Annotated in this window: 18 protein-coding genes and 2 tRNA genes; 18 read left to right on the top strand and 2 right to left on the bottom strand. The window is 60.8% G+C overall.

Features of this window, described 5'->3' with window-relative positions; all coding sequences use genetic code 11:
* Positions 1-168: 168 nt before the first annotated feature.
* The 10 genes from ftsE to PGW49_RS09325 all read left to right on the top strand — a co-directional run bounded on the left by ftsE (position 169) and on the right by PGW49_RS09325 (position 11,136).
* The gene (ftsE, locus tag PGW49_RS09370; RefSeq protein WP_022094244.1) at positions 169-1,389 is read left to right on the top strand and encodes a cell division ATP-binding protein FtsE; all 1,221 of its coding nucleotides are present in this window, start codon (positions 169-171) and stop codon (positions 1,387-1,389) included.
* Positions 1,376-2,296, top strand: coding sequence for a permease-like cell division protein FtsX (gene ftsX, locus PGW49_RS09365; RefSeq protein ID WP_035137414.1), 921 nt, complete (start codon positions 1,376-1,378; stop codon positions 2,294-2,296). Before ftsE ends, ftsX begins: the two co-directional genes overlap by 14 nt.
* 135 nt (positions 2,297-2,431) lie before the next feature.
* Complete coding sequence (locus tag PGW49_RS09360) at positions 2,432-4,567, top strand: ribonuclease R family protein (protein ID WP_270226329.1); 2,136 nt, start codon at positions 2,432-2,434, stop codon at positions 4,565-4,567.
* A 176-nt stretch (positions 4,568-4,743) separates the two neighbouring features.
* Positions 4,744-5,241 (top strand): recombinase family protein, encoded by a 498-nt coding sequence (locus tag PGW49_RS09355; protein WP_270226328.1) that lies wholly within the window; start codon positions 4,744-4,746, stop codon positions 5,239-5,241.
* A gap of 213 nt (positions 5,242-5,454) precedes the next feature.
* Positions 5,455-6,036, top strand: coding sequence for a VanZ family protein (locus tag PGW49_RS09350; RefSeq protein ID WP_270226327.1), 582 nt, complete (start codon positions 5,455-5,457; stop codon positions 6,034-6,036).
* A gap of 204 nt (positions 6,037-6,240) precedes the next feature.
* Positions 6,241-7,092 carry a MurR/RpiR family transcriptional regulator gene (locus PGW49_RS09345; RefSeq protein WP_270226326.1) on the top strand — a complete coding sequence of 284 codons (852 nt, stop codon included), beginning with the start codon at positions 6,241-6,243 and terminating at the stop codon, positions 7,090-7,092.
* Between the two features lie 10 nt (positions 7,093-7,102).
* Positions 7,103-8,026: an N-acetylmuramic acid 6-phosphate etherase gene (gene murQ / locus PGW49_RS09340; RefSeq protein WP_270226325.1), complete on the top strand. Its 924-nt coding sequence runs from the start codon at positions 7,103-7,105 to the stop codon at positions 8,024-8,026.
* A gap of 57 nt (positions 8,027-8,083) precedes the next feature.
* A complete protein-coding gene (locus PGW49_RS09335) occupies positions 8,084-9,514 on the top strand; it encodes a PTS transporter subunit EIIC (RefSeq protein ID WP_035137407.1) in 1,431 nt (476 codons plus the stop codon).
* Positions 9,515-9,631: 117 nt separating this feature from the next.
* Complete coding sequence (locus PGW49_RS09330; protein ID WP_270226324.1) at positions 9,632-10,684, top strand: MupG family TIM beta-alpha barrel fold protein; 1,053 nt, start codon at positions 9,632-9,634, stop codon at positions 10,682-10,684.
* A gap of 92 nt (positions 10,685-10,776) precedes the next feature.
* Positions 10,777-11,136: an arsenate reductase family protein gene (locus PGW49_RS09325; protein WP_238022393.1), complete on the top strand. Its 360-nt coding sequence runs from the start codon at positions 10,777-10,779 to the stop codon at positions 11,134-11,136.
* Between the two features lie 220 nt (positions 11,137-11,356).
* Here the strand turns inward: PGW49_RS09325 and PGW49_RS09320 are convergent, their stop codons facing one another.
* On the bottom strand, positions 11,357-11,767 hold the full coding sequence (locus PGW49_RS09320; protein WP_138375124.1) for a hypothetical protein: 411 nt from the start codon (positions 11,765-11,767) through the stop codon (positions 11,357-11,359).
* Positions 11,768-12,043: 276 nt separating this feature from the next.
* On the opposite strand from PGW49_RS09320, the gene PGW49_RS09315 reads away from it, so the two are divergent.
* The 6 genes from PGW49_RS09315 (at position 12,044) to PGW49_RS09290 (ending at position 14,623) form a co-directional block, all read left to right on the top strand.
* A tRNA-Gln gene (locus tag PGW49_RS09315) sits at positions 12,044-12,117 on the top strand.
* Positions 12,118-12,134: 17 nt separating this feature from the next.
* Positions 12,135-12,211 (top strand) — tRNA-Glu (locus PGW49_RS09310).
* Between the two features lie 94 nt (positions 12,212-12,305).
* Complete coding sequence (locus tag PGW49_RS09305; RefSeq protein WP_196022235.1) at positions 12,306-13,223, top strand: tetratricopeptide repeat protein; 918 nt, start codon at positions 12,306-12,308, stop codon at positions 13,221-13,223.
* Positions 13,213-13,683: an SsrA-binding protein SmpB gene (gene smpB / locus PGW49_RS09300; protein ID WP_006235325.1), complete on the top strand. Its 471-nt coding sequence runs from the start codon at positions 13,213-13,215 to the stop codon at positions 13,681-13,683. Before PGW49_RS09305 ends, smpB begins: the two co-directional genes overlap by 11 nt.
* Positions 13,684-13,887: 204 nt before the next feature.
* The gene (locus PGW49_RS09295) at positions 13,888-14,391 is read left to right on the top strand and encodes a flavin reductase family protein (RefSeq protein ID WP_117746556.1); all 504 of its coding nucleotides are present in this window, start codon (positions 13,888-13,890) and stop codon (positions 14,389-14,391) included.
* Positions 14,392-14,479: 88 nt separating this feature from the next.
* The gene (locus PGW49_RS09290) at positions 14,480-14,623 is read left to right on the top strand and encodes a rubredoxin-like domain-containing protein (protein WP_035137395.1); all 144 of its coding nucleotides are present in this window, start codon (positions 14,480-14,482) and stop codon (positions 14,621-14,623) included.
* Between the two features lie 152 nt (positions 14,624-14,775).
* Here PGW49_RS09290 and PGW49_RS09285 read toward each other — a convergent pair whose 3' ends face one another.
* Positions 14,776-16,032, bottom strand: coding sequence for an Nramp family divalent metal transporter (locus PGW49_RS09285; RefSeq protein ID WP_196022236.1), 1,257 nt, complete (start codon positions 16,030-16,032; stop codon positions 14,776-14,778).
* A gap of 522 nt (positions 16,033-16,554) precedes the next feature.
* On the opposite strand from PGW49_RS09285, the gene gltB reads away from it, so the two are divergent.
* Together gltB and PGW49_RS09275 are read left to right on the top strand one after the other, a co-directional pair.
* Complete coding sequence (gene gltB / locus PGW49_RS09280) at positions 16,555-21,252, top strand: glutamate synthase large subunit (RefSeq protein WP_270226323.1); 4,698 nt, start codon at positions 16,555-16,557, stop codon at positions 21,250-21,252.
* 5 nt (positions 21,253-21,257) lie between these two features.
* Positions 21,258-22,739 (top strand): glutamate synthase subunit beta, encoded by a 1,482-nt coding sequence (locus PGW49_RS09275; RefSeq protein ID WP_270226322.1) that lies wholly within the window; start codon positions 21,258-21,260, stop codon positions 22,737-22,739.
* The last annotated feature ends 250 nt before the right edge of the window (positions 22,740-22,989 follow it).

Below are 22,989 nucleotides of genomic sequence, written 5' to 3'. Positions count from 1 at the left end.
TTCATCCGCACATGTGCGGATGAATGTGGGAAGTGTTCGGATGAAGTTGATAATCAAGGCGGCCGACGGGATCCCTAAGCACGCCATGCTTCTTATGTGCAGCAAAGCTAATGCTGCTAAAATACAAAGCGCTCATGTAGTTTAAACGCACGACGATAAGGAGCACCAGTGGGTAACCACTTCCGTACCTCCGGTGCGGGCGATGATGCCCCCAAGACGCAGGCAGGCGTCCAGGGCAGTCGTTTCGCCACTCCGGATTCAGAGGGCCAGCCTGTTGCTCAGGCCCCCGCTCAGCCGGCAGATCAGGCACAGCCGGCATCCGATCCCTTTGCCTACAATCCAACCAGCGATGTCGCGCTTTCCGGCACGGCGGGTTTTGAGCCCGTTCAGGCCGTGACCGCTCGCGTGGAGCAGCCTCAGGCTGGTGCCGCCACGCCGCAGCCTACCATGGCCGGCATTCCCGACCCCTTGGCCCCTGCGACGCCGGCTCCTCAGCCTGCGCAGTCCGGTCTCTTTGCCGCTATTCCCGACCCCACGCAGCCTGCTGCCCCGGTGGTCGAGAGCGATCAGGCAGCCGAGGTCGCAAGCCTCGATAACGCGCTCAACAACCCCGATTTTACGTCGGTGTTTGCGCCCATCGATCCGCAGGCCAGCCGCAAGAAGATGGCCAAGCAGGCCGGTGTCGAGCCCGTCATCCTTATGGAGCATGTCACCAAGATCTATCCGGCACAGCCTAACAAGCCTGCACTCGACGACATCAACATCGAGATCTATCCGGGCGAGTTCGTCTTCCTGGTCGGTCACTCCGGCTCGGGTAAGACCACGCTGCTGTCGACGCTCAACCGCGACGTCAAGCCGACGAGCGGCCGCATCCTGGTTGCCGGTCAGGACCTCATGAAGATCAAGAACCGTAAGGTTCCGTTCCTGCGCCGCCAGATTGGCGCCGTGTTCCAGGACTTTAAGCTTCTGCCGCAAAAGACCGCCTACGAAAACGTGGCGTTTGCCCTGCAGTGCATCGGCAAGCCCAAGGGCGTCATTCGCAGCCAGGTGCCCGAGGTGCTGCGTCTGGTCGGTCTGGCCGATCAGATGGACTCGCTGCCCGACCAGCTTTCCGGTGGCGAGCAGCAGCGCGTTGCCGTCGCCCGTGCTATGGTCAACCGTCCGCCGCTGCTGATCTGCGACGAGCCGACGGGCAACCTCGACCCGGCGATCTCGCTGGGCATCATGAAGCTGCTCGAGCGTATTAACCGCACCGGCACCACCGTGATCGTCGCCACGCACGACCGCGAGATGGTCGATAGCATGCACCGTCGCGTGATCGCCCTCGAGGGCGGCCACGTTATCCGCGACCAGGAGAGGGGAGGTTACGGCAACTATGGCACCAACTAACGTGGGCTACTCCTTCAAAGAGGCAATCAGCCACTTCTTCCGTAACTGGACTACCTCGCTCGGCGCCGTCATCACGATCTTCCTTTCGCTGTTTATCATCGGCCTGTTCATCATGGGCTCCGCGATGCTGAACTCCGTGATCGGCACCGTCGAGGATCAGGTTGTCATCAACGCGTTCATTAGTGATGACGCCGATCAGGCCGATGTTCAGGCTTTTGAGGCCGAGCTTAAGACGTGGAATAACGTCAAGTCCGTGACCTATAAGGACAAGGACGACGCACTGGCCGAGTATACGAGCAAGATGTCGGGTAACGCCGACGCCACCATGAGCGCGCTCGACGGCCAGAACCCGCTGCCCGCCTCGTTTGCGATTGAGATGGACGATCCGTCTCAGGTCGAGAGCACGGCCAAGAAGCTCAAGAAGAATGCCGATTTCCAGAAGATCGCGGATGACGGCGACGTCAACGCGAGCGTGCTGTACGGCCAGGAGGAAGTGAGCCGCCTGTTCCAGGTGACCAACTACATCCGCATCGCCGCCGTGGTGCTCGTTGGTCTTCTGACCTTTATCGCATTCATCTTCATCAACAACACGATTCGCCTGTCCATCACGGCGCGTCGTCGTGAGATTGCGATTATGCGTCTGGTCGGCGCCAGCAACGGCTTCATTCGTGGCCCGTTTATCACCGAGGGCGTGCTGCAGGCCATTTTGGGCTCGCTGCTTTCCATCGGCGTTCTGGAGCTGCTGCGCAATCTGATGATTCCGCGTCTGCAGGAGAGCATCGGCTGGATGTCGTTTGCCCTGCCGATGCAGTACTACCTGGTGACCTATGCTGCGCTGATTCTGGTCGGTGTGATTATCGGTCTCTTTGGTTCTGCCATCGCCATGCGCCGCTACCTGCGCGTGTAGGCATGCTTGGAATTCATCCCTTCCAACGGGTCGTCTCTTATGGGGCGGCCCGTTTTTTGATCCCTAGGGGACGGCAGGAAAGCGAATCATTTGGGTAGACTCTTTGGAGTTCGCAATCGATAGTTAGGAGGCGCCATGGGGCGCAATAACAAGCATAAGCGTGGAGCTCGCAATCAGCGCGGGCCGGTGCGCAGCGAACGCCGTCCGAGCCTGACCGGGCGCGTGCAGCTCCATGAGCATAGCGCCTACGTTGTAATCGAGAATGGCGACTACAAGGTCATGGGTCGCGGCAAGCGTGAGATCATGGACGGCGATACCGTTGCCGTGAGCATTAAGAACAGCCCGCATGGCGAGCGTCGCGCCGTGATCGAGGGCGTGGTTGAGCGCGCAGCTATAAGCGTGGTGGGCACGTACCAGACCGCCGGTCCGCTCGGTGTGATTGAGCCGCTCGATTCGCGCCTGAAGGCCGACTTCTTCATTCTGCCCGAGGATACCTCGGCGGATCGTCTGGGCGTCCACCCGGGTGATGCTGTTGTCGCGCGCATTTTGACCTACCCGACGCGCCTGGAATCGGGCACTGTGACGATCGAACGCCGCATTGGCGGAGATGACGCGCCCGATTTGGGCGTTCAATATGTGATGGCGCGTTACGGCTATACCGATAGCTATCCCGAGGCCGCGCTAGACGAGGCCGAGGGGCTTTCGCTCGATGTGTCCGCGGCGCTTAAGGACCCGCTCCGCCGCGATCTGCGCGACCGCTTTGTCATCACGATCGACCCGGTCGACGCGCGCGACTTTGACGATGCCATTTCGCTGGAGCGCACGCCCGAGGGTGGCTACAAGCTGGGTGTGCATATCGCCGACGTTTCACACTATGTGGCTTGGGACCGGCATATCGATCTTGAGGCTCGCCATCGTACGACATCGGTGTATCTGGCCGATCGTGTGCTTCCCATGCTGCCCGAACGCCTGTCCAATGACCTGTGCTCGCTTCGCCCTGACGAGGACCGTCTTGCGTTTACCGTCGATATCGAGCTCGATGCGCAGGGTCGCGTGCGGCATTACGATCCGTACCCCAGCGTGATTCGCTCGCGTGTGCGTATGGACTATGACGGCGCCGAGGCGCTGCTGGTGCGTGCCGGCGCGGTTGAGTATTCGGTGCTGGAGGGTGCAGCCGAGGATGTTGCGGCTGCCGAGACCTCGCGCGAGGAAGCGCTTGAGCGCGGTCTTGCGTGCGAGGAGGCCGCCCGCGGCTACAACATCGACCTCGGCGATTTCCTTGTCTCCGCTAACGAACTCGCCGAACTTCGCCGTCGTATTCGTCGCGCCCGCGGCTCAGTCGATTTTGACACAGCCGAGATTCGCGCTCTATTGGATGAGGACGGAGTGCCCGTGCAGATTGTGGCGCGTGAGCGTTCGTGTGCCACGTCGCTTATCGAGGAAGCCATGCTGCTCGCCAACGAGTGCGTTGCAGAGTGGCTGGCAGACCGTGATATCGAGGCCTGCTATCGCGTGCATGAAGATCCGAGCCCCGATAGCCTGCACGGTGCCGCCGTTGCGCTGGCGCAGCTAGGCATCATCGACGATCGCCGTGCTGCCGGTATTGCCCTGGGGAGCCCCGATGAGCTGCAGGCTGCAGTTGATGCTGCCGCCGGTACGGCCAACGCACCGCTCGTTAACACGCTGCTTCTGCGCAGCATGCAGCGCGCGCTGTACAAGCCGCGCAACGAGGGCCACTTTGCGCTCGCCGCGCCGTGCTACTGTCACTTTACGAGTCCCATCCGTCGCTACCCCGATCTGGTGGTGCACCGCGTACTCAAGCTGCAGTTGGCCTATGAGCAGCTGGGCGGCAAGGACGCCCTGGTCCGTACGCCGCGCCTGATCGGCAAGGGGCGCGAGTCACTGCCGCGCATTCTGCCGCAGATCTGCCGCGCATGCAGCGATGCCGAGCGCGCGGCAGATGCCGCCAGCCATGCGACGCAAAAGATCAAGATTGCCCAGTACTATGAGGACCGTCTGGGCGAGCGCTATGCCGGAACCGTCTCGTGGGTTAGCAGCATGGGCCTTTTTGTGCGCTTGGACCTAACGCAGGTCGAAGGCTTGGTTTCGATCAAGAGTCTGGGCAACGAGTGGTTCGAGTTCGACGAGGACGCGCTCACGCTCACAGGTGCCGACACGGGCACCCGTTACGAGCTGGGGCAGCGCGTGATTATCGAGGTCTCGCGCGTCAATACCACGCGTGGGCACTTGGACTTTAAGCTTATCCATTAGCCAAATCCCGACTCATGGTGGGGGAGCGGAGGGCGGCCTTTCGGGACCGCCCTTCGCATTTGAATCGTGGCTACCTTGCCGTCTGCTCGGCCGCCCGCTTACCTGCTATTTGAGAGGTAAAACCTACCATAATAAACCTGTCCCTTTTGGCAGGTTTACAAGAAAGCGGGGATGAGATGGCGACGGTGTACGGTTATGCGCGGGTGAGTTCGCGCGATCAGAATCTTAATCGGCAGCTGGATGCGCTGGGCGCCTATGGCGTGGGCTCGGCGAATATTTATGCCGACCATGCGAGCGGCAAGGACTTCGATCGACCGCGTTATCGCGAGCTGCTGCACGTCCTGGGAGACGGGGACGTGCTGGTGGTGCTTTCTATCGACCGACTTGGCCGTAATTACTCCGAGATTCTTGAGGAATGGCGACGCATTACCAAGGTGCTCGGGGTTGCCATTGTGGTGTTGGATATGCCATTGCTTGACACGCGCGCCAGGGCCAGCGGCGCGCCGGATGTGACTAACACCCTGATTGCTGATATTGTGCTGCAGCTGCTGAGCTACGTGGCGCAGGTGGAGCGCGAGAATATCCATCGGCGCCAGGCGGAGGGGATTGCAGCGGCGCGGGCGCGAGGGGGTCCGTTTCGGTCGACCTCGCAAGCCATGCCCTCCTCAGTTTGAGCTGGTGCGCGATAGCTATGAGGCGGGCGATATTACCCGCAGCCAGGCAGCAAAGTGCCTGGGCGTGTGCGTGGGGACGTTCGATCGCTGGATGCGCGAGGCGGGGTAGGGTTTTGCGTCGCTTTGTCGCTTCCTGTTGCGATTCAAATTTTGATACGGTGACGATGCCATTTGGGGCTACACTCGCTGATATTCAAAAAAGGAGGTTGACCCTTGGCGCGCGTAAAACAAATAATCGGATGGACCGCGATCGTTCTGTTCGCTGCAACGCTGGCGGGCATCTGGGTGCTGACGGAGCAAAATGCGGTGGAGACGTCGTTGCTGAGCGAGTCCACCGCGCGTGTGGTGGAGGGTCAGGCTACGGGCGTTCAGGCTGTCGATGCCACGGGTGAAGCCCAGACGGAGAACGGAATGACCGGGGGCACCGATTCGGCTGCCTCGAATGTCCGGTCTGGCCGACTTGCTTCCATTCGCATGTGGGTGGGCACGAACGTCCGTCGCGTTGCCCATACCGTAGAGTTTTTCTTCGTCGGATTGTTCGCCTCGGTGGTCGTGGCTTGCTTTTCCAGGCGTCCGTGGAGCGTATGCTCCCGTTGCGTGCCCGTATTGCTCTTTTGCGCCGCCTGCTCCGTTGGCGATCAGGTACATAAGATCTTTGTTCCCGGCAGGCATTTCGACGTTATCGATTTAGGATTCGATGCTGCGGGCTATGTCATCGCCATGCTGTTGGTATTGCTGACGGCGGCGTTGGTGCGCCATGCGACTCGGCCGATCGGCGCCCATGCGAGGCGCTAGCCGGTAACAAACCCGTTTCTGATAATGCGACCTTGTTGAATTATTTTGTGTCGCGCGTATTTCCGAGCGGTCGGATTTGAGAGGCGAGCGGTAGAACGCTCGCCCTTTGTGCGCCACGATGCGGCACAATGTACCGCAAAAGCTGTTTGTATCCGGTACGAATCGTTCGTTGGTCTTTAATTCTTCTCAACGGAGGTGTTTGAGATGGCAAACGGATTGCTTTTGCGGCTTCGCGAGCGTGAGCTCAGCGCGAGCCCGGCGGAACGCAATGTCATCGCATATGTAAGCGCTCATCCGCACGAGGTGGTCGGGCTGTCCGTCCGCGGTCTTGCCGATGTCACGTTCTCCTCGCCCTCGAGCATTTTGCGCTTTTGCAAGCGTTTGGGTTTTGCGGGCTACAAGGAGTTCCAGCGCGAACTGATTGCCGAGCTGGCGCTCTTAGGTGACAAGAAAGACGTTGCTCTCGAGGACATCTCCATGGATGACAGCGTCGAACGCATCGTGGGGAAGGTGATGAAAAGCAACGTGCGCACGATCGAGGCGACGGCGCGAACGCTCGATTACACCGTCTTGGAGCGACGCGCGGCCCGTCTTAAGCGGGCACGCGCGGTCAATCTGTTCGGTATTGGTGCTTCTCGTTTGGTCGCGCACGACCTGGCGCAAAAGCTCATGCGTGTCGACAAAGAGTGCCATCTGTACGACGACTGGCATGATCAGCTCTTATGTGCCAAGAACATGCATGAGGGCGATATGGCAATCGCCTTTAGTTACTCGGGCTTGACGCAAGAGGTGCTGGACTGCACCGCCGAGGCTCAACGCCACAACTGTCCCGTAGTGGCCGTTACCAAAGTAGATGGATCATCCAAGCTTGCCACCATGGCCGATGCCGTGCTCGGCGTCGCTGCGAGTGAACCCTTGGTCCGCAGCGGTGCCATGGCTTCGCGTATGGCCCAGCTTATGGTTGTCGATGCCCTGTACGCTGCTTACGTTGCCAGCGACTACGAACGGGCGACGCATGTCATTAAGCAAAACTACATCGAGAAACAGGAAAGATGAGGTGAATGAAATGCTCGATTTAACAAAATTCACGACCGAACAGCGTAATCAAAGGTCAATGGACCTCGATACGATGACATCGCTGCAAATCGTCACGACGATGAACGATGAGGATCTTCGTGCCGTCCAGTCGGTCACGAAAGTGTTGCCCCAGGTTGCCACAGCAATCGACTGGGCTGCTGAGACACTCGAGCGCGGCGGGCGCGTCTTTTACATGGGCGCAGGCACCAGCGGTCGTCTGGGCGTACTCGACGCTTCGGAGTGTCCGCCCACGTTTGGCGTGTCACCCGATCTGATTGTCGGGCTCATTGCCGGAGGCGAGACGGCGTTTATCAAGGCTGTCGAAGGTGCCGAAGACAGCGAGGAGCTTGGCGCGAACGACCTGCGAGAGCGTGGACTCTCGGACAAGGATCTTGTCGTTGGCCTGGCGGCAAGCGGTCGTACTCCTTATGTGGTGGGCGGCCTTGTGTACGCCAAGGCAACTGGGTGCAAGACCATTGCAATTGCCTGCAACCAAGGGTCGAAGATCGGGGAGAGCGCAGATCTTGCCATTGAGCCCGTGCCCGGTCCCGAGGTGCTGACCGGCTCAACGAGGCTCAAGGCGGGAACGGTTCAAAAGCTCATTCTCAACATGATTTCGACCGGTGCCATGGTCAAGATCGGCAAGGTATACCAAAACCTGATGGTCGATGTGCAGCAGACGAACGAGAAGTTGGTGGTGCGCGGCCAGAACATCGTGATGGGGGCGACCGGCTGCACGCGCGAGCGCGCCGTTCAGGCGCTTGCAGATGCCGGCGGCCACGTAAAAACCGCTATTGTCTCGGTACTGCTGGACTGCGATGCCGAGCAGGCTACGGTAGCTCTTGAGCGGGCGCGAGGCCATGTCCGTGCTGCGGTGAGTGGCCATGAGAAGAGCAATGCCGATGCCCAATAGGTGCGCGGCGTGAGCTGATATGACATTCAGACGAGATACCCAATACAAGGAGGAGTTATGACGAACAAAGAGCTGGCTCAAAAGCTGCTGGACCTTTTGGGCGGTAAAGACAACGTGCTCGCAAACGCGGCGTGCATGACGCGCCTTCGCGTGACCGTCAAAGACACGGGCAACGTCGACACGGAGGGCATTAAGGCACTCGACGGCGTGATGGGCCTGGTCGAGGACGACACGATGCAGATCGTGCTGGGTCCGGGCAAGGTGAATAAGGTGCTCGAGGAGTTCTCCAAGCTCACCGGCCTTGCGAAAGGCGTTGCTGACGAGAGCGTGGTTGACGCTGCGGCCACAAACAAGGCCGCGCAGAAGGCCAAGTACGAGTCCAAGCCGGTTCAGGCCTTCCTCAAGAAGATTTCCAATGTCTTCGTCGCCCTACTTCCCGGCATCATTGCGGCTGGCCTCATCAACGGTATCTGCAACGTCATTAACGTCTCGACGGCAGGCGCGCTTGCAGGCGAGTGGTGGTACCAGGGCATTCGTTCCATGGGCTGGGCCCTGTTTGCCTATCTGCCCATCTTGGTGGGCTATAACGCGGCACGTGAGTTTGGTGGCTCCGCTGCGCTGGGCGGCATCGCCGGCATGATGTGTATCGCCAACAGTGCCATGCCCCTGCTTGCGCCTGGCGCGGCTGATCCTGCCACTGCCATTCTGCTGCCGCTCACCAATGCGCAATACAACCCCGCAGCGGGCGGCATGATCGCGGCTCTCATCGCTGGCGCATTTTTTGCCTGGATGGAGCGTCAGATTCGCAAGGTTATGCCCAACGCACTCGACACGTTCTTGTCTCCGCTGCTGGTGCTCATCATCGGCGCCTTTGCTCTGATGCTCGTCATCCAGCCGGTTGGCGCATGGCTGACGACTGCCATCTTTAGCGTTTTGACCTTTATCTTCGAGAAGCTGGGCGTCCTGGGCGGCTATATCCTGTCGGCAGGCTTCTTGCCGCTGGTTTCCGTCGGCCTGCATCAGGCGCTCACGCCGATCCACGCTATGCTCAACGATCCCGACGGCGCTACCAAGGGTATCAATTACCTGCTTCCCATCCTTATGATGGCTGGCGGCGGCCAGGTCGGTGCCGGTTTGGCGCTGTACTTTAAGACCAAGAACGCCAAGCTCAAGAAGTACGTCGCAGAGTCCATTCCCGTTGGAATCCTGGGTGTGGGAGAGCCTCTGATGTATGCTGTTACGCTGCCGCTCGTTCGTCCGTTTGTGACGGCCTGCCTGGGTGCCGGATTTGGCGGCGCGCTCGCGGCGCTGCTTCACATCGGCACGGTTTCTCAGGGCGTTTCCGGTCTGTTTGGCCTGCTGATCGTTGTTCCTGGCCAGCAGCTCGGCTACGTTGCCGCTATGCTGCTTGCCTATGCCGCCGGCTTTGTCCTGACGTGGTTCTTTGGCGTCGACGAGCAGAAGATCAACGAGTTCTTTGGCGAGTAGTTTGATATCGCGAGCCGTGTTGCTCGGGGCTCGCGGTGCGCGGCAGATTTCTTGATGCTATGGTTGTGCCGGCGGGGCTAACTGCTCCGCCGGCCTTTTTTAAAGGAGCGTTGAAGCGTGAAAACGGGTATTTCGATTTATCTTTCCAGCCCTCTGCAGGATATTGAGCGGACGATTGAGCGTGGTGCCGCGGCGGGTGCGCGCTATGCGTTCACCTCGCTGCATATTCCCGAGGATGGGGGAGCGGCGTATGCCGATAAGGCCCGTCATGTGCTGTCGCTGCTTTCCGCCCGCGGCATTGCGCTCATTGCCGATGTGGGGCCTCGCACGTGCGATTTGCTCGGGCTTGAGCGCATCGAGGACTTGCGCGATCTGGGGTTGGAATACCTTCGTTTGGACTATGGCTTTAGCGCCCAGCGGGTCGCGGAGCTGTCCGGTGTATTTCGCATTGTGGTCAATGCATCGACAGTGAGTTCTGATGAAATCGCATCGTGGCGTGAGGCCGGTGCCGATGTGACTCGTTTTGCCGCCTGCCACAATTTTTACCCCAAGCCTTATACCGGTTTAGCTCTGGAGGACATTGCTCGGGTGAATCTTCGTCTTGCGGCGCTTGGATTCGAAATCATGGCTTTTGTGCCGGGTGATGCTAACGTTCGCGGGCCGGTATTCGAGGGACTGCCGACGGTCGAGGCGCAGCGCGGTCGCGCGTCAAAGGTTGCCCTCAATATGCTTGAGCTTGCACATGGCGCCGATTGCGACATTGTGTTGGTCGGCGACCCCGATCTTTCCGATGCGGGCTGGGCGCAGTTTGCTCAAGTTTCCGCCGGATACGTGGACCTGCAATGCGAGCTTGAGCTCAGTTATGCCTATGTGCGCGGGCAGATTCATCACGACCGGCCCGACTCGAGTGTCCTCATCTTTAGGTCTCAGGAGTCACGTACGAAGCTTAAGCCGGATTCCGTGCCGACGGATGCCGGAGCCGGCCTGCCGCGAAAGGCGGGATCGATCGCTGTGAGCAATAGCGGATATGGGCGCTACGAAGGCGAGCTTGAGATTGCGCGGGTCGATCTTCCCGGTGACGAGCGCATGAACGTTGCGGGCCATATCACGCCCGAGGCAATGGAACTGCTGCCGTTTATCAAGCGCGGATTCGGGGTACGGTTCGTTTAACGTGTGACCCGCGGGCTACAATTGGCCCATCATACGAAGGCGCCTCGTGTGGCGTGTGCCTGCGTTGGCCGATCTATATTCGGAGGATTCCCATGACTGTACTGTTTGTTGAATATCCCAAGTGCTCGACCTGTAAGAAGGCCAAGGCATGGCTGGACGAACATGGGGTAGAGTATATCGATCGCGATATCGTTTTGGACAATCCCACGGCTGATGAGCTTGCGACCTGGATTGCTCGTTCGGGGCTGCCGGTGCGGCGCTTCTTTAATTCGTCGGGCATGAAATATCGAGAGCTGGGCCTGAAGGCGCGTCTGGATGCGGGCATGACGGATCAGGAGTGCTACGAGCTGCTGGCGACCGACGGCATGCTGGTCAAGCGTCCGCTGCTGGTGGGCGACGACTTTGCGATTCCTGGGTTTAAGGAAGCGACCTGGACCGAGGTGCTGCTGTAGTGGCTGCGGAAAGTGCGTCCCGTTTTGAGCTCGGATTCCGGGACGCAGTTTCCGGTTGAAGGGGCTAGCGGAAACCGTATCCCAGTTTGAGCGCGAAATCTGGGATACGGTTTCCGTTTGGGGCCTCTAGGGGAAAGCGCGTCCCGTTCTGGACGTAAATTCCGGGATGAGCTTTCCGGTTGGCGGGCATGCGCACTATCCCGGCTGGCGGGCATATGCGCTAATCCTCAAGCTGTGCCCATTCGTGCGGATCGTAGACCTTTACGTGCTTGTTGGGCTTGCCGCTCCAATACTCCTCGTCCATAAAGGGCAGATATGCCTGAATGCCGGGGCAGATAAAGGGAATCCGCTGCTGTTGCAGTCGCTCGCGCTGGCGCTGCTCCAGGTGCGCCTCGGATATGACGGTCGGCATGCCGGACAGCTCGACGAGGCTTGCCTGGATTCGCTTAAGGTCGGGGAGTCCCGCGTGCCATGACATCCGCATGATTAAAAAGGATGCACGGCGGTATTTTGCCTGCACCACAGTAATGGCGGGGCGTAACGTGGGGTGAATTTTGTCCCGTTCGGGCCAAAGGTCGGCAGTGATCTCGAGGCCCAGGGTCTCCCATAGGTAATCAAGCTCTTCGTCCATGGCGCCTCGATATCTACGCGATCATTGATACTTCGATTGTGTTGCCTGGTGCTATCGTTTTCACGGTAGAATCTGCCAACGGTTGACGGCTACCGCTCACGGCGTTTTGCCCTTCGTGTACAGCGGTTGGCTTCACAGGTCCTTCACGGGTTGGACTAAATTAGGCCAATTTGACTGAATTTCAAAAAAGTCAAAATTGGGGCTTGCGTCACGGCGAGACTTCCCGTATATTTCTTTCTTGCGCAAAGGCACAGCCGAGCGCAGCGATGCAGTCATTGGGATGTCGTCTAATGGCAGGACAGCGGATTCTGGTTCCGTCAATGGGGGTTCGACTCCCTCCATCCCAGCCATTGCATTTGCTACATATGGCCCGTTCGTCTAGCGGTTTAGGACGCCGCCCTCTCAAGGCGGAGATCACCAGTTCGAATCTGGTACGGGCTACCAAAATTGAACGCCCGGGCCTCGTAAGAGACCCGGGTTTTGTGTATTGACCGTATATACGGCGCCTGCCGTGTTTCGCTCAGATCGAGGAGTAGCCATGGATCTGCCCATCAGCTTGCAAGACATCACGTATGCCGAGAACTATCTGGCGCAGGGCGACCTGGCTACGGCGACGCCGCTGCTGGAGCGTCTGGTGGAGCTCGCCGAGGAGTATATTGATGCTGAGTGCAAGACGGAGGAGAAGCGTCAATACTTTAGCTTCGATAGCAAGTTTGAGCGCTTGGCCTATCGCCGCGTGGAGAAGGATCCGCGCGAGCTCGTGCAGGTCGAGGTGCCGTTTGACCGCCTGTACTCTGACATGGCGTTTGCCTACATTCGCCAGCAGGATTATGTGAGCGCTCGTAATGCCCTGATGCAGGCTGTGCGTTGGGACCCCATGAACTGCAACTATCGCTTGGATTTGGCCGAGCTGTTCCGCGCACTCGAAGACAAGCAGGAATGGGCATCGCTCTCGTTCTCGGTGCTGGAGCGTGCAAGCGATGGCAAGTGCGCCGCCCGCGCTTACGCCAATCTGGGTCAGTACTTCTTGGAGCCCGAGACCGAGAACGCTTCGGCTGCCGTGGGCTGCGCGCGTCTGGCGCTGCGCCTGGCGCCCAACGATGCGCATACGACGCGCCTGCTCAACAAGATCCATACCACCTATCCGGATGCCGCCGATGAGAGCGACGAGCACGTGATGGGTGAACTGGCCCTGCAAGGCGTTCCGACCTCGCCTTCGGCCGAGATTGCCATCTGCCTGATTATGTGCGCGACCGATGCTGCAAGCGACGGCGACAAGCAGGAGGCGACGCGCCTGACGGTACGTGCTCGCGACTTGGTGGGCGAGGAGGCCTGCGCGGCGATTATCAAACTGGTGCGCGAGAGCGATGCCGAGCTCAATGCCGAGCGCAAGGCAAAGCGCGAGGCTGCGGGCTCAAACGCCGATGGCGCCAAGGAGGCCGGCGATGCCCAGTAAGCGCGAGCGCAAACTCATTTCCAAGAATCGCTCGGCACATCACGAGTACTTTATCGATGAGACGTTTGAGTGCGGTATTGAGCTGAGCGGCACCGAGGTCAAGTCGATTCGCGAGCGCGCCTGTCAGATCACTGACACTTTTGCGCTGATTCGTGGCGGCGAGTGCTGGCTCGTCGGACTGCATATCCACCCTTATAGCCATGGTGGCGTGTGGAATCGCGATCCCGACCGTCGGCGTCGTCTGCTGCTGCACCGCAAGGAGATCGACTTTCTTGACGGCAAACTTCGCAACCGTGGTTATGCGCTGGTTCCGTTGGAGCTCTACTTTAATACGGACGGCCGCGTAAAGCTGCTGCTGGGTCTGGGTCGCGGCAAGAAGCTCTACGACAAGCGCGAGGACATGGCCAAGCGTGATGTCCAACGCGAGATCGACCGCGCCCTTAAGGAACGCAACCGCTAGGCACTCTGTAAGTTGCGGTGGAATACGGACTGTTTTGCCTGTTTGAGGGGCTATTCAGTCCCTATTTCACCGCAACTGCGGGCGTCTCATCTTTCTTACTGTTCTGACACATATGTCTCAAAGGCGGCGTCCGTTATGGGTGCCGCCTTTTTTGTGGGTACATACATTCATGAGGTTCCAACCCGAGCTAGGGGAGTGATCGTTATGGACAAAACTGCGTTCTTTACCATGCCGAGCGGTCTGTACGTGGTGAGTGCTGCGGCAGACGGGCTGCGCGCCGGCTGCGTCATCAACACTGCGGTGCAGGTGACGTCCATGCCGCCGCGTATTTCGGTTGCCGTGAACAAGGACAATGTCACCTCGGGCGTTATCGCATCGGCCAAAGCGTTCGCGCTGACCGTGATCGATCAGACCGCCGACATGCTCTACATCGGTAACTTTGGGTTCCGCACCAGCAGCGATTATGACAAGTTTGCCAAATACGAGACCCGCGAGACGGCTCTGGGCATGCCCTATGTGCCCGAGCATGCGGCGGCCCTGTTTAGCTGCCGTTTGATCGACACTGTGGATGTGGGCACGCATCTGCTGTTTATCGGCGAGGTCGAGGATGCCGAGCGCCTGAGCGACGAGACGCCGCTGACGTACGACTACTATCACAAGGTGCTAAAGGGCAAGACGCCGCCCAAAGCCTCGTCGTATCAAGGCTAGAAATGTTCTAAAAATACTTGCATTATCTTATTGAGAATATATACTAATAAGTAAGTACACCAGCAGTCACGTTCGAGAGGAGAACATCATGGCTGAGGAGAAGAAGACGTATAAGTTCGTGTGCACCGTTTGCGGTTACGAGGTTGAGGTCGACACGCCCGAGCTGCCCGAGGATTACGTATGCCCGGTCTGCGGCGTCGGCCCCGATCAGTTTGAGCTCGTCGAGGAGTAACTCGTAGACACACGGCGATTAGCCATACAGAGCTCTGTCCAAGGGCCCCGGTCGAATTCTCGGCCGGGGCCCTTTTGATTTATCTGACGGTTTAAAACGGCCTTACGTGTTACAGATTGAGACGTTATATCTGGACAGTCACGCCATCCCAATTACATCCCCGTTAGCAGCACGATGTCGAGAACCGTTACGATGACGCCGATTCCTACGAGCAACGCGTTGAGCGGGCGCGAGTTGGCGTATTTGCCCATGACGCGGGGCGAACTGGTGAGTCGTATGAGCACAAAGACCGTAATCGGCAACTGAAGCGACAGCAGCGCCTGACTCCAAATGAGACCCTCAAAAGGATTTGGGACGACCAGGCACGCCGCCACTGCGCCGGCGAAACAGGCCACCACCCCGATCGAGGAATGTCGGTCGTGGACGTCGTATTCCTCGTCGAACATGCCTGCGGTGATGGTGCCTGCCGCCATGCCTGCCGTCACACTACTCGAGAGGCCCGCAAACAGCAGCGCCACCGCAAAGATGGTCGAGCTTGCTGGGCCCAGAATGGGGGAGAGCGTGTCCGCTGCGACGGCGAGGTCGTCTACGACAATGCCGTGCGCAAAGAAGGTCGTTGCGGCCAGGATGACCATGGCCGAGTTGATTGCCCAGCCCACGCCCATCGAAAAGAGCGTGTCGAAGAGCTCATAGCGCAGACGCTCTTCGATAACCTGCTCGCCTTGGCCTTCGAAGTGCATGGATTGGATGACCTCGGAGTGTAGAAAGAGGTTGTGGGGCATAACGACCGCACCCAGGACACTCACGATAATCGCGGCAGAGCCAGTGGGCATACTGGGCGTGATCCAGCTTGCGGCGGCTTGCGGCCAGTCGACCTTGACTAGTGCAAGCTCGGCCAAAAACGAGAGTCCTACCACGCCTACGAAGGCGATGATCCAGCGTTCGGCACGCTTGTAGGAGTTCGTCATGAGCATCGCCATCGATACTGCCGCCACGATGACGCAGCCCGCGCGCACGGGCAGCCCAAAGAGCATTTGAAGGGCAATCGCGCCACCCAGGACTTCGGCCATGGCGGTGGCGATGGTCGCGAGATAGGCGCTGCCGAGCACCGCGCGTCCCACGATGCGGGGGAGAAAGCGTGTCGTGGCCTCGGCAAGACAGGCGCCCGTGGCGATACCCAGGTGCGCCGCATTGTGCTGCAGCACAATGAGCATAATCGTGGACAGTGTGACGATCCACAGCAGCGCGTAGCCAAACTGCGAGCCCGCGGCCATATTGGAGGCCCAGTTGCCCGGGTCGATAAAGCCGACGGTCACGAGCAGCCCGGGGCCGATATGCCGCGCAATGTCTAGGCCTCCGTGACCACCGGTGCGTCGGGAGCCAAAGTGTTGTTTGAGATGGTTGAGCATGGTGCGCTCCTGCGTGCCGTTTGTTTGACGCCGCAAAGGATACCCGTTTTAGGCTAAAAAGTTAACTAAGACTAACAAGATTGTTGTATTTGAATGGGACGGTGAAAGGGGATTGCCGAAATGTCTTGATCTGTAACAACTAGGGATGGAGATTGGGCCTAGGTGTTACAGGTCAAGACAGGAAGAAATGGTCCTATGGAATATCTCGATCTGTAACAGCTGACCGCCAAAACCGGCCCTTCGTGTTACAGATCGAGACAAACCAAAACTGTCCTGCAGAAAATCTCAATCTGTAACATCTAGGCGCCAAAATTGGGTCTTCCTGTTACGGATTGAGATGTTTGAAGCGGTGAGTTTACAGGTCGAACTTGGGGCCCTTGTTGCCGTCCTTGAGGTCGGCGGTGTCCACTCGTAGGGCGTGCGTTACGCGATCGTTTCGAAACGGGCGGGAAACACAACGGACCGGTGATGCTTCTAGTATGCCTAGTCAACTGACTGTCTAACACCTAGGGGAGGATCGCGATGCAGGCAGATTCCGCTCAGCAGCAGGGCCTTTATCGCCCCGAATTCGACCACGATGCATGTGGCATCGGCGCGCTTGCCGATATCAACGGTGAGCGCCATCACCAGATCCTGGACGACGCACTGTCCATTCTGGTTAACTTGGAGCACCGCGGTGGTACGGGACTCGAGAAGAACACCGGCGACGGCGCTGGCATCCTGTTCCAGGTTCCGCATCACTTTTTCCGTAAAGAGGCTCAAAAGTGCGGTCAGATTCTGCCGGCAGAGGGCGACTATGGCGTGGCCATGCTGTTCTTCCCGCAGGACGACAAGGGTGTAGAGGATGCCCGCCGCGTGTTTGAGGAGGGCTGCGCCGAAGCCAGCGTGCCGCTGCTCTTCTGGCGCGAGGTGCCGGTCGACCCGCACGACCTGGGCGAGACGGCCCGCGCCTGCATGCCTACTATCCTGCAGGCTTTCCTGGGCCGTCCGGACGACACGCCCGCCGGCGATGCCTTTGAGCGTCGCCTGTACGTGTGCCGCCGCACCATCGAAAAGAAGGCCGACGCTGAGTTCGCCCTGCGCGACAAGATCTTCTATGTGTGCTCCATGAGCTCGCGCACCATCGTGTACAAGGGCATGCTTGTGGCCACGCAGATGCGCCGTTTCTTCATCGACCTCAACGACGCCGCCGTCAAAACGGCCGTGGCGCTCGTCCACTCGCGCTACTCCACCAACACCACGCCCAGCTGGGAGCGCGCACATCCCAACCGCTTTATCATCCACAACGGCGAGATCAACACCCTCAAGGGCAACGTCAACTGGATTCGCGCCCGCGAACCCAACCTGTACAGCCCCGTGCTGCAGCACGATCTTGAGCGCGTGATGCCCATCATCAACCGCGAGGGTTCCGACTCCGCGATTCTGGACAACGTGCTCGAGTTTTTGGTTATGAACGGTCGCCCGCTTACGCGTGCCGCGTCCATGTTGCTGCCCGAGCCGTGGGACCATAACGACAGCCTGAGTGAGGAGCGCCGCGCCTACGACGCTTACCAGTCCATGCTCATGGAGCCGTGGGATGGCCCGGCGGCCATCGCCTTTACCGACGGTCGCACGCTGGGTGCCGCCCTCGACCGTAACGGCCTGCGTCCCGCCCGCTACTATGTGACGCGCGACGGTCGCTTTATGCTGGCGAGCGAGGTGGGCACCATCGAGGTGAGCCCCGAGAACATCCTGACGAGCGGCTGCCTAGGACCGGGCCAGATGCTCGAGGTCGACTTTGCCCGCGGGCGCGTCATCTACAACGATGAGCTGCGTGCCTGTTACGCCAAGGAAAAGCCCTACCGTGATTGGATTGCCGAGGAGACGCTAACCGTTGACGCGCTCGATGAGCCCGTTGCGGCAACGCCCGCCGAGGACGCCGAGGTGCCCGCCGCCGTGCGTATGGCCAAGCTCGGCTACCACTGGGATGACGTCGACGAGGTCGTGCGTCCCATGGCCCAGCAGGGCAAGGCACCGCTCGCTTCGATGGGCATCGATGCGCCGCTGGCCTGCCTGTCCAAGAAGACGCGCTCGTTCTTTGACTACTTCTATCAGTTGTTCGCCCAGGTCACGAACCCGCCGATCGACGCCCTGCGCGAGCATATGGTGACTTCGACCACGCTCTACCTGGGCAACCACGGCAATCTGCTCGAGGACTCCCGTACGGCCTGCCAACTGGTGCGTCTGGAGCGCCCGTTGCTGAGCGAGGAGGAGTTCGACCGCATCTGCGCCATCGACCGCGTGGGCTTTAAGACCTGCCGTTTCCGTGCCGTGTACCGCCGCGATGCCGGCGAGGGCGCGCTGCAGGCTGCGCTCAAGCAGCTTGCAGAGAACGTTGAGGCTGCGGTCCGCGACGGCGTGAACATCGTGGTGTTGAGCGATCGTGCCGCTGCGGGCGAGGTGCCCGTGCCGTCGCTGCTCGCCGTGGGCTGCGTGCACAACCACCTGATCCGCGCCGGCGTGCGTACCTTTGCCGATATCGTGGTGGAGTGCGGCGACGCCGTGTCCCCGCACGACTTTGCGGCGCTGGTGGGCTACTCCGCGAGCGGCATCTATCCGTACAACGCACACGCGTGCATCCGCGATCTGGCGGCGCGCGGCGACCTGGACGTGACGGCCGAGCAGGGCATCGCCAACTACAACAAGGCTGCGACCGCCGGCATCGTCTCCATCATGTCCAAGATGGGCATCTCCACGGTGCAGAGCTACCATTCGGCGCAGATTTTCGAGGCCGTGGGCTTTACGCCGGAGTTCGTCAACGCGTACTTCGCCGGCACGGTGAGCCGTGTGGGCGGTATGGGTGTCGAGGACGTTGAGCGCGAGCAAAACGAGCGCTATGACGCCGCGCTCGCCATCCTTAAGAGCCAGGCTCCCGATCAGCTGCCCACACTGGGCCTGACCAAGTGGCGCCCGCTCGGCGGTGAGGATCACCTGATCGACCCCCAGACCGTCTACCTGCTGCAGACCGCTTGCCGCGAGGACAGCTACGATACCTTTAAGGAGTACAGCGCCCGCCTGCACCGCACCGGCCGTGCCGTGCGCCTGCGCGACCTGCTGGACTTTGATGCCAGCGGCCGTACCCCGGTGGCACTCGACGAGGTCGAGCCTGCGCTCAACATCGTCCGCCGCTTTAACACCGGTGCCATGTCGTATGGCTCCATCAGCAAAGAGGCACACGAGTGCATGGCCATCGCCATGAACCGCCTGCATGGACGCTCCAACTCCGGCGAGGGCGGCGAGGATCCGCGTCGCGAGACCCCGCTGGCCAATGGCGACTCAAAGAACTCCGCCATCAAGCAGGTGGCAAGTGCGCGCTTTGGCGTGACGAGCCGCTACCTGTGCAGCGCCTTCGAGATTCAGATCAAGATGGCCCAGGGCGCAAAGCCCGGCGAGGGTGGCCACCTGCCCGGCAAGAAGGTCTACCCCTGGATCGCCGAGGTCCGTCAGTCCACGCCCGGCATCGGCCTGATCTCGCCTCCGCCGCACCACGACATTTACTCCATCGAGGACTTGGCGGAGCTGATCTTCGATCTTAAGAACGCCAACCCCGGCGCGCGCGTGTCGGTTAAGCTGGTCAGTGAGGCCGGCGTCGGTACCATCGCCACCGGTGTGGCCAAGGGTGCTGCCGACAAGATCTTGATCAGCGGCCACAATGGCGGCTCGGGTGCCGCGGCGCGCGATTCCATCTGGCACGCCGGCCTGCCGCTGGAGCTCGGCCTTGCCGAGGCCCAGCAGACGCTGCTGCAAAACGGCCTGCGCTCGCGCGTGGTGCTCGAGGCCGACGGCAAGCTTATGGACGGCACCGACGTTGCCGTCGCCTGCTTGCTGGGCGCCGAGGAGTTTGGCTTTGCGACCATGCCGCTCATCTCCATGGGTTGCCTCATGCAGCGTGACTGCCAGCAGGACACCTGCCCGGCTGGCATCGCCACGCAAAACTGCCGCCTGCGTCGCGGCTTCCGCGGTAAGCCCGAGCACGTTGAGCACTTTATGCTCTTTGTTGCCGAGCAGTTGCGCGAGGTCATGGCGAGCCTGGGCTTCCGCACCATCGACGAGATGGTCGGCCATCCCGAGTGCCTGCGCCAGATCGAGGTACCGGGCAACCGCAAAGCAAATCTGCTCGACCTGTCGCCCGTGCTGGCGAGCGCGACCTGCGAGTTCGGTGCCCATATTCCGGGCGCCGACGGTCGCCACTTCCTGCCGCAGATGGCCGCGAACAGCGAGCTCGACAAGACGCTCGACTCCACGTTGTTTGTGCCCTATACGGCCGATGCCCGTGCGCACCTGCGCCCGATTCGCTTCCGCGCCGATATCGCAAACGTCAACCGCTGCGTGGGCACCATCCTGGGCAACGCGGTGACCAAGGCACATCCCGAGGGCCTGCCCGCCGGCTCCATCACCATCGATTGCGATGGTTCGGCCGGTCAGAGCTTTGGCGCTTTCCTGCCGCGCGGCATTACGCTCAACGTGTGCGGCGACGCCAACGACTACTTTGGCAAGGGCCTTTCGGGCGGCGAGGTGTCGGTGCGCCCCAACCCGCATGCGACCTACAAGTTCGACGAGAACATCATCGTGGGCAACGTGGCCTTCTTTGGCGCCACGAGCGGTCGCGGCTTTATTAACGGCCTGGCAGGCCAGCGCTTTGGCGTGCGCAACTCCGGTGCCACGGTGGTGGTCGAGGGCTGCGGCAACCATGGCTGCGAGTACATGACGGGCGGTCTGGCGCTCATCCTGGGCGAGGTCGGGCAGAACTTCGCCGCCGGCATGACGGGCGGCGTGGCTTACGTCTTTGACCAGTACGGCACGCTCGATGCCCGTGTGAACCACGAGAGCGTTGAGCTCAAGGCCCCGACGGCCGGCGAGCTGGCGCAGATTCGTGCGCTCATCCAGGAGCACGTGGACGCGACGCAGAGCCCGCGCGGTATTAAGCTGCTCTACAGCTTTGAGACGATGAGCAAGCACTTTGTGAAGGTCATTCCGACCGAGTACGAGCGCGTGTTGGCGATTGTCGCCGCCGCCGAGGCCATCGGTAAGACGCATGCGCAGGCCGAGGAGCTGGCGTTTGACATTGTGACCGGTCGCGCCGACGCCGCCGATGTCGCTCGCTTTGATGTGGCGGGTGGTGTCGCTGGCGCTGCGCCCACCACCGCCAGCTCTGTTGCTTCGACCAAAAAGGAGGCGTAAGTGCCATGGGTAAGCCCGGTGCTTTTCTTGATATCGATCGCGTGACCCACGAGCTGCGCCCCGTGGAGGAGCGCAGCCGCGATTTCGATCCGCTGTACGTGGAGCTCGACGACGATGCGCGCCGTGCCCAGGCGAGCCGCTGCATGATGTGTGGTGTGGCGTTTTGCCAGATGGGCGCGAGCTTTGGCAAGGCGCGTCCGAGTGGCTGCCCGCTGCACAATCTGATTCCCGAGTGGAACGAGCTAGTGTATCGCGGCCGCTGGGACGAGGCTGCCGAGCGTCTGTCACTCACCTCGCCCATGCCCGAGTTCACGAGTCGCGTGTGCCCGGCGCTGTGCGAGGCCGCGTGCAACCTGGGCTCGGTCGAGGGCCAACCCACGACGATTCACGACAACGAGCGTGCGATCAGCGACCATGAGTGGGCAGATGGCGGTCCGCGTCGCTTTGAGCCGGCAGGGGAGGGCGCGCCCACGGTTGCCGTGGTGGGTTCCGGCCCGGCTGGCCTGGTGGCAGCATGGGAGCTTGCGCGTCGCGGTGCCCGCGTGACGGTGTTTGAGCGTGACGACCGCCCGGGCGGCCTGCTCATGTACGGCATTCCCAACATGAAGCTCGAGAAGTCTGTGGTCGAGCGCCGCGTGGCGCTCATGCGCGAGCTGGGTATTGTCTTTGAGCTGGGCGCTGACGTTACGAACCCTGCGGTAGCGGCCAAGCTCAATGGCTTTGACGCCGTCGTGGTGGCTGCCGGCGCCCGCGCCCCGCGTGGGCTTTCTGCTGCGAACATCGATGCGCCCGGCGTGGTGTATGCCGTGGACTACCTGACGGCTTCGACCATCTCGGTGCTCGATGGCGGCGAGCCCGCGGTGAACGCGCGCGGCCTGGACGTTGTGGTCGTTGGCGGCGGCGATACCGGCAACGACTGCGTGGGTACCGCGGTGCGTCAGGGCGCGCGCAGCGTGCGCCAGTTTGAGTTCTTGCCGGCGGCGCCTGATGCGCGCGCGGCGAGCAACCCCTGGCCGCAGTGGCCAAACGTTAAGAAGACCGACTACGGCCAGCAGGAGGCCATCGCTGCCATGGGCGGCGAGATGCGCGCTTGGGGCGTGGATACGCTCGAGGTGCTGCTGGATAAGAAGGGCGCTGCCGCGGGCCTGCGCGTGGTCGATCTGGACTGGTCGGCGGGAAAGCCCGAGCGCATCGCGGGCTCCGAGCACGAGGTGCCGACGCAGCTGGTGCTCATCGCCTGCGGCTTTACGGGTCCGGAGCACGGTGTGTTCGACGCCGTTGGCGTGCCCGTTGCCACTGCTGGTCGTCCGCTGCCTGTGATGGCCGCCGAGGGCTCGCATCTTGCGGCGCGTGTCGACGGCGTCGCCGCGGGCGCCACACCGGTATACGTGGCCGGCGATGCTCGCAATGGCAGTTCGCTCGTGGTAAGCGCCATGGCCGACGCCCTGGCCTGCGCTGCCGAAGTCGCCGAGGCGCTGGAGCTGTAAAGTAGTCATTTAAGAACGTCCCCAATGACTAGTCATTTTTTGTCTAGTCGTTGGGGACACTCTTTGCGAGCGATTTGCTCGTTTGTCGACGTACGGGTGTTTATTTGTCGACTTCTTGGGCTGTGGTCACCTGTTGTTTCTGTGGTGGCTGTGGGTATCTGGCTCAAAAGGGCGGGTTGGCCGTCTATGTTTACCTGCACTGATAATTGTTCTCGGGGGAAGCGGGCACTGCGGGGCGCGGCAACGGCGC

Source organism: Collinsella aerofaciens (genome assembly GCF_027679495.1).
Taxonomy (GTDB): Bacteria; Actinomycetota; Coriobacteriia; order Coriobacteriales; family Coriobacteriaceae; genus Collinsella; species Collinsella aerofaciens_AK.
This window is presented reverse-complemented; position numbering and strand designations above follow the sequence as displayed.

Excerpts from the sequence above, each read along its gene's own strand:
- ftsX (WP_035137414.1), top strand. The coding sequence starts at position 1,376 with ATGGCACCAACTAACGTGGGCTACTCCTTCAAAGAGGCAATCAGCCAC.
- PGW49_RS09360 (WP_270226329.1), top strand. The coding sequence starts at position 2,432 with ATGGGGCGCAATAACAAGCATAAGCGTGGAGCTCGCAATCAGCGCGGG.
- PGW49_RS09355 (WP_270226328.1), top strand. The coding sequence starts at position 4,744 with ATGGCGACGGTGTACGGTTATGCGCGGGTGAGTTCGCGCGATCAGAAT.
- PGW49_RS09345 (WP_270226326.1), top strand. The coding sequence starts at position 6,241 with ATGGCAAACGGATTGCTTTTGCGGCTTCGCGAGCGTGAGCTCAGCGCG.
- murQ (WP_270226325.1), top strand. The coding sequence starts at position 7,103 with ATGCTCGATTTAACAAAATTCACGACCGAACAGCGTAATCAAAGGTCA.
- PGW49_RS09335 (WP_035137407.1), top strand. The coding sequence starts at position 8,084 with ATGACGAACAAAGAGCTGGCTCAAAAGCTGCTGGACCTTTTGGGCGGT.
- PGW49_RS09325 (WP_238022393.1), top strand. The coding sequence starts at position 10,777 with ATGACTGTACTGTTTGTTGAATATCCCAAGTGCTCGACCTGTAAGAAG.
- PGW49_RS09320 (WP_138375124.1), bottom strand. The coding sequence starts at position 11,767 with ATGGACGAAGAGCTTGATTACCTATGGGAGACCCTGGGCCTCGAGATC.
- PGW49_RS09305 (WP_196022235.1), top strand. The coding sequence starts at position 12,306 with ATGGATCTGCCCATCAGCTTGCAAGACATCACGTATGCCGAGAACTAT.
- smpB (WP_006235325.1), top strand. The coding sequence starts at position 13,213 with ATGCCCAGTAAGCGCGAGCGCAAACTCATTTCCAAGAATCGCTCGGCA.
- PGW49_RS09295 (WP_117746556.1), top strand. The coding sequence starts at position 13,888 with ATGGACAAAACTGCGTTCTTTACCATGCCGAGCGGTCTGTACGTGGTG.
- PGW49_RS09290 (WP_035137395.1), top strand. The coding sequence starts at position 14,480 with ATGGCTGAGGAGAAGAAGACGTATAAGTTCGTGTGCACCGTTTGCGGT.
- PGW49_RS09285 (WP_196022236.1), bottom strand. The coding sequence starts at position 16,032 with ATGCTCAACCATCTCAAACAACACTTTGGCTCCCGACGCACCGGTGGT.
- gltB (WP_270226323.1), top strand. The coding sequence starts at position 16,555 with ATGCAGGCAGATTCCGCTCAGCAGCAGGGCCTTTATCGCCCCGAATTC.
- PGW49_RS09275 (WP_270226322.1), top strand. The coding sequence starts at position 21,258 with ATGGGTAAGCCCGGTGCTTTTCTTGATATCGATCGCGTGACCCACGAG.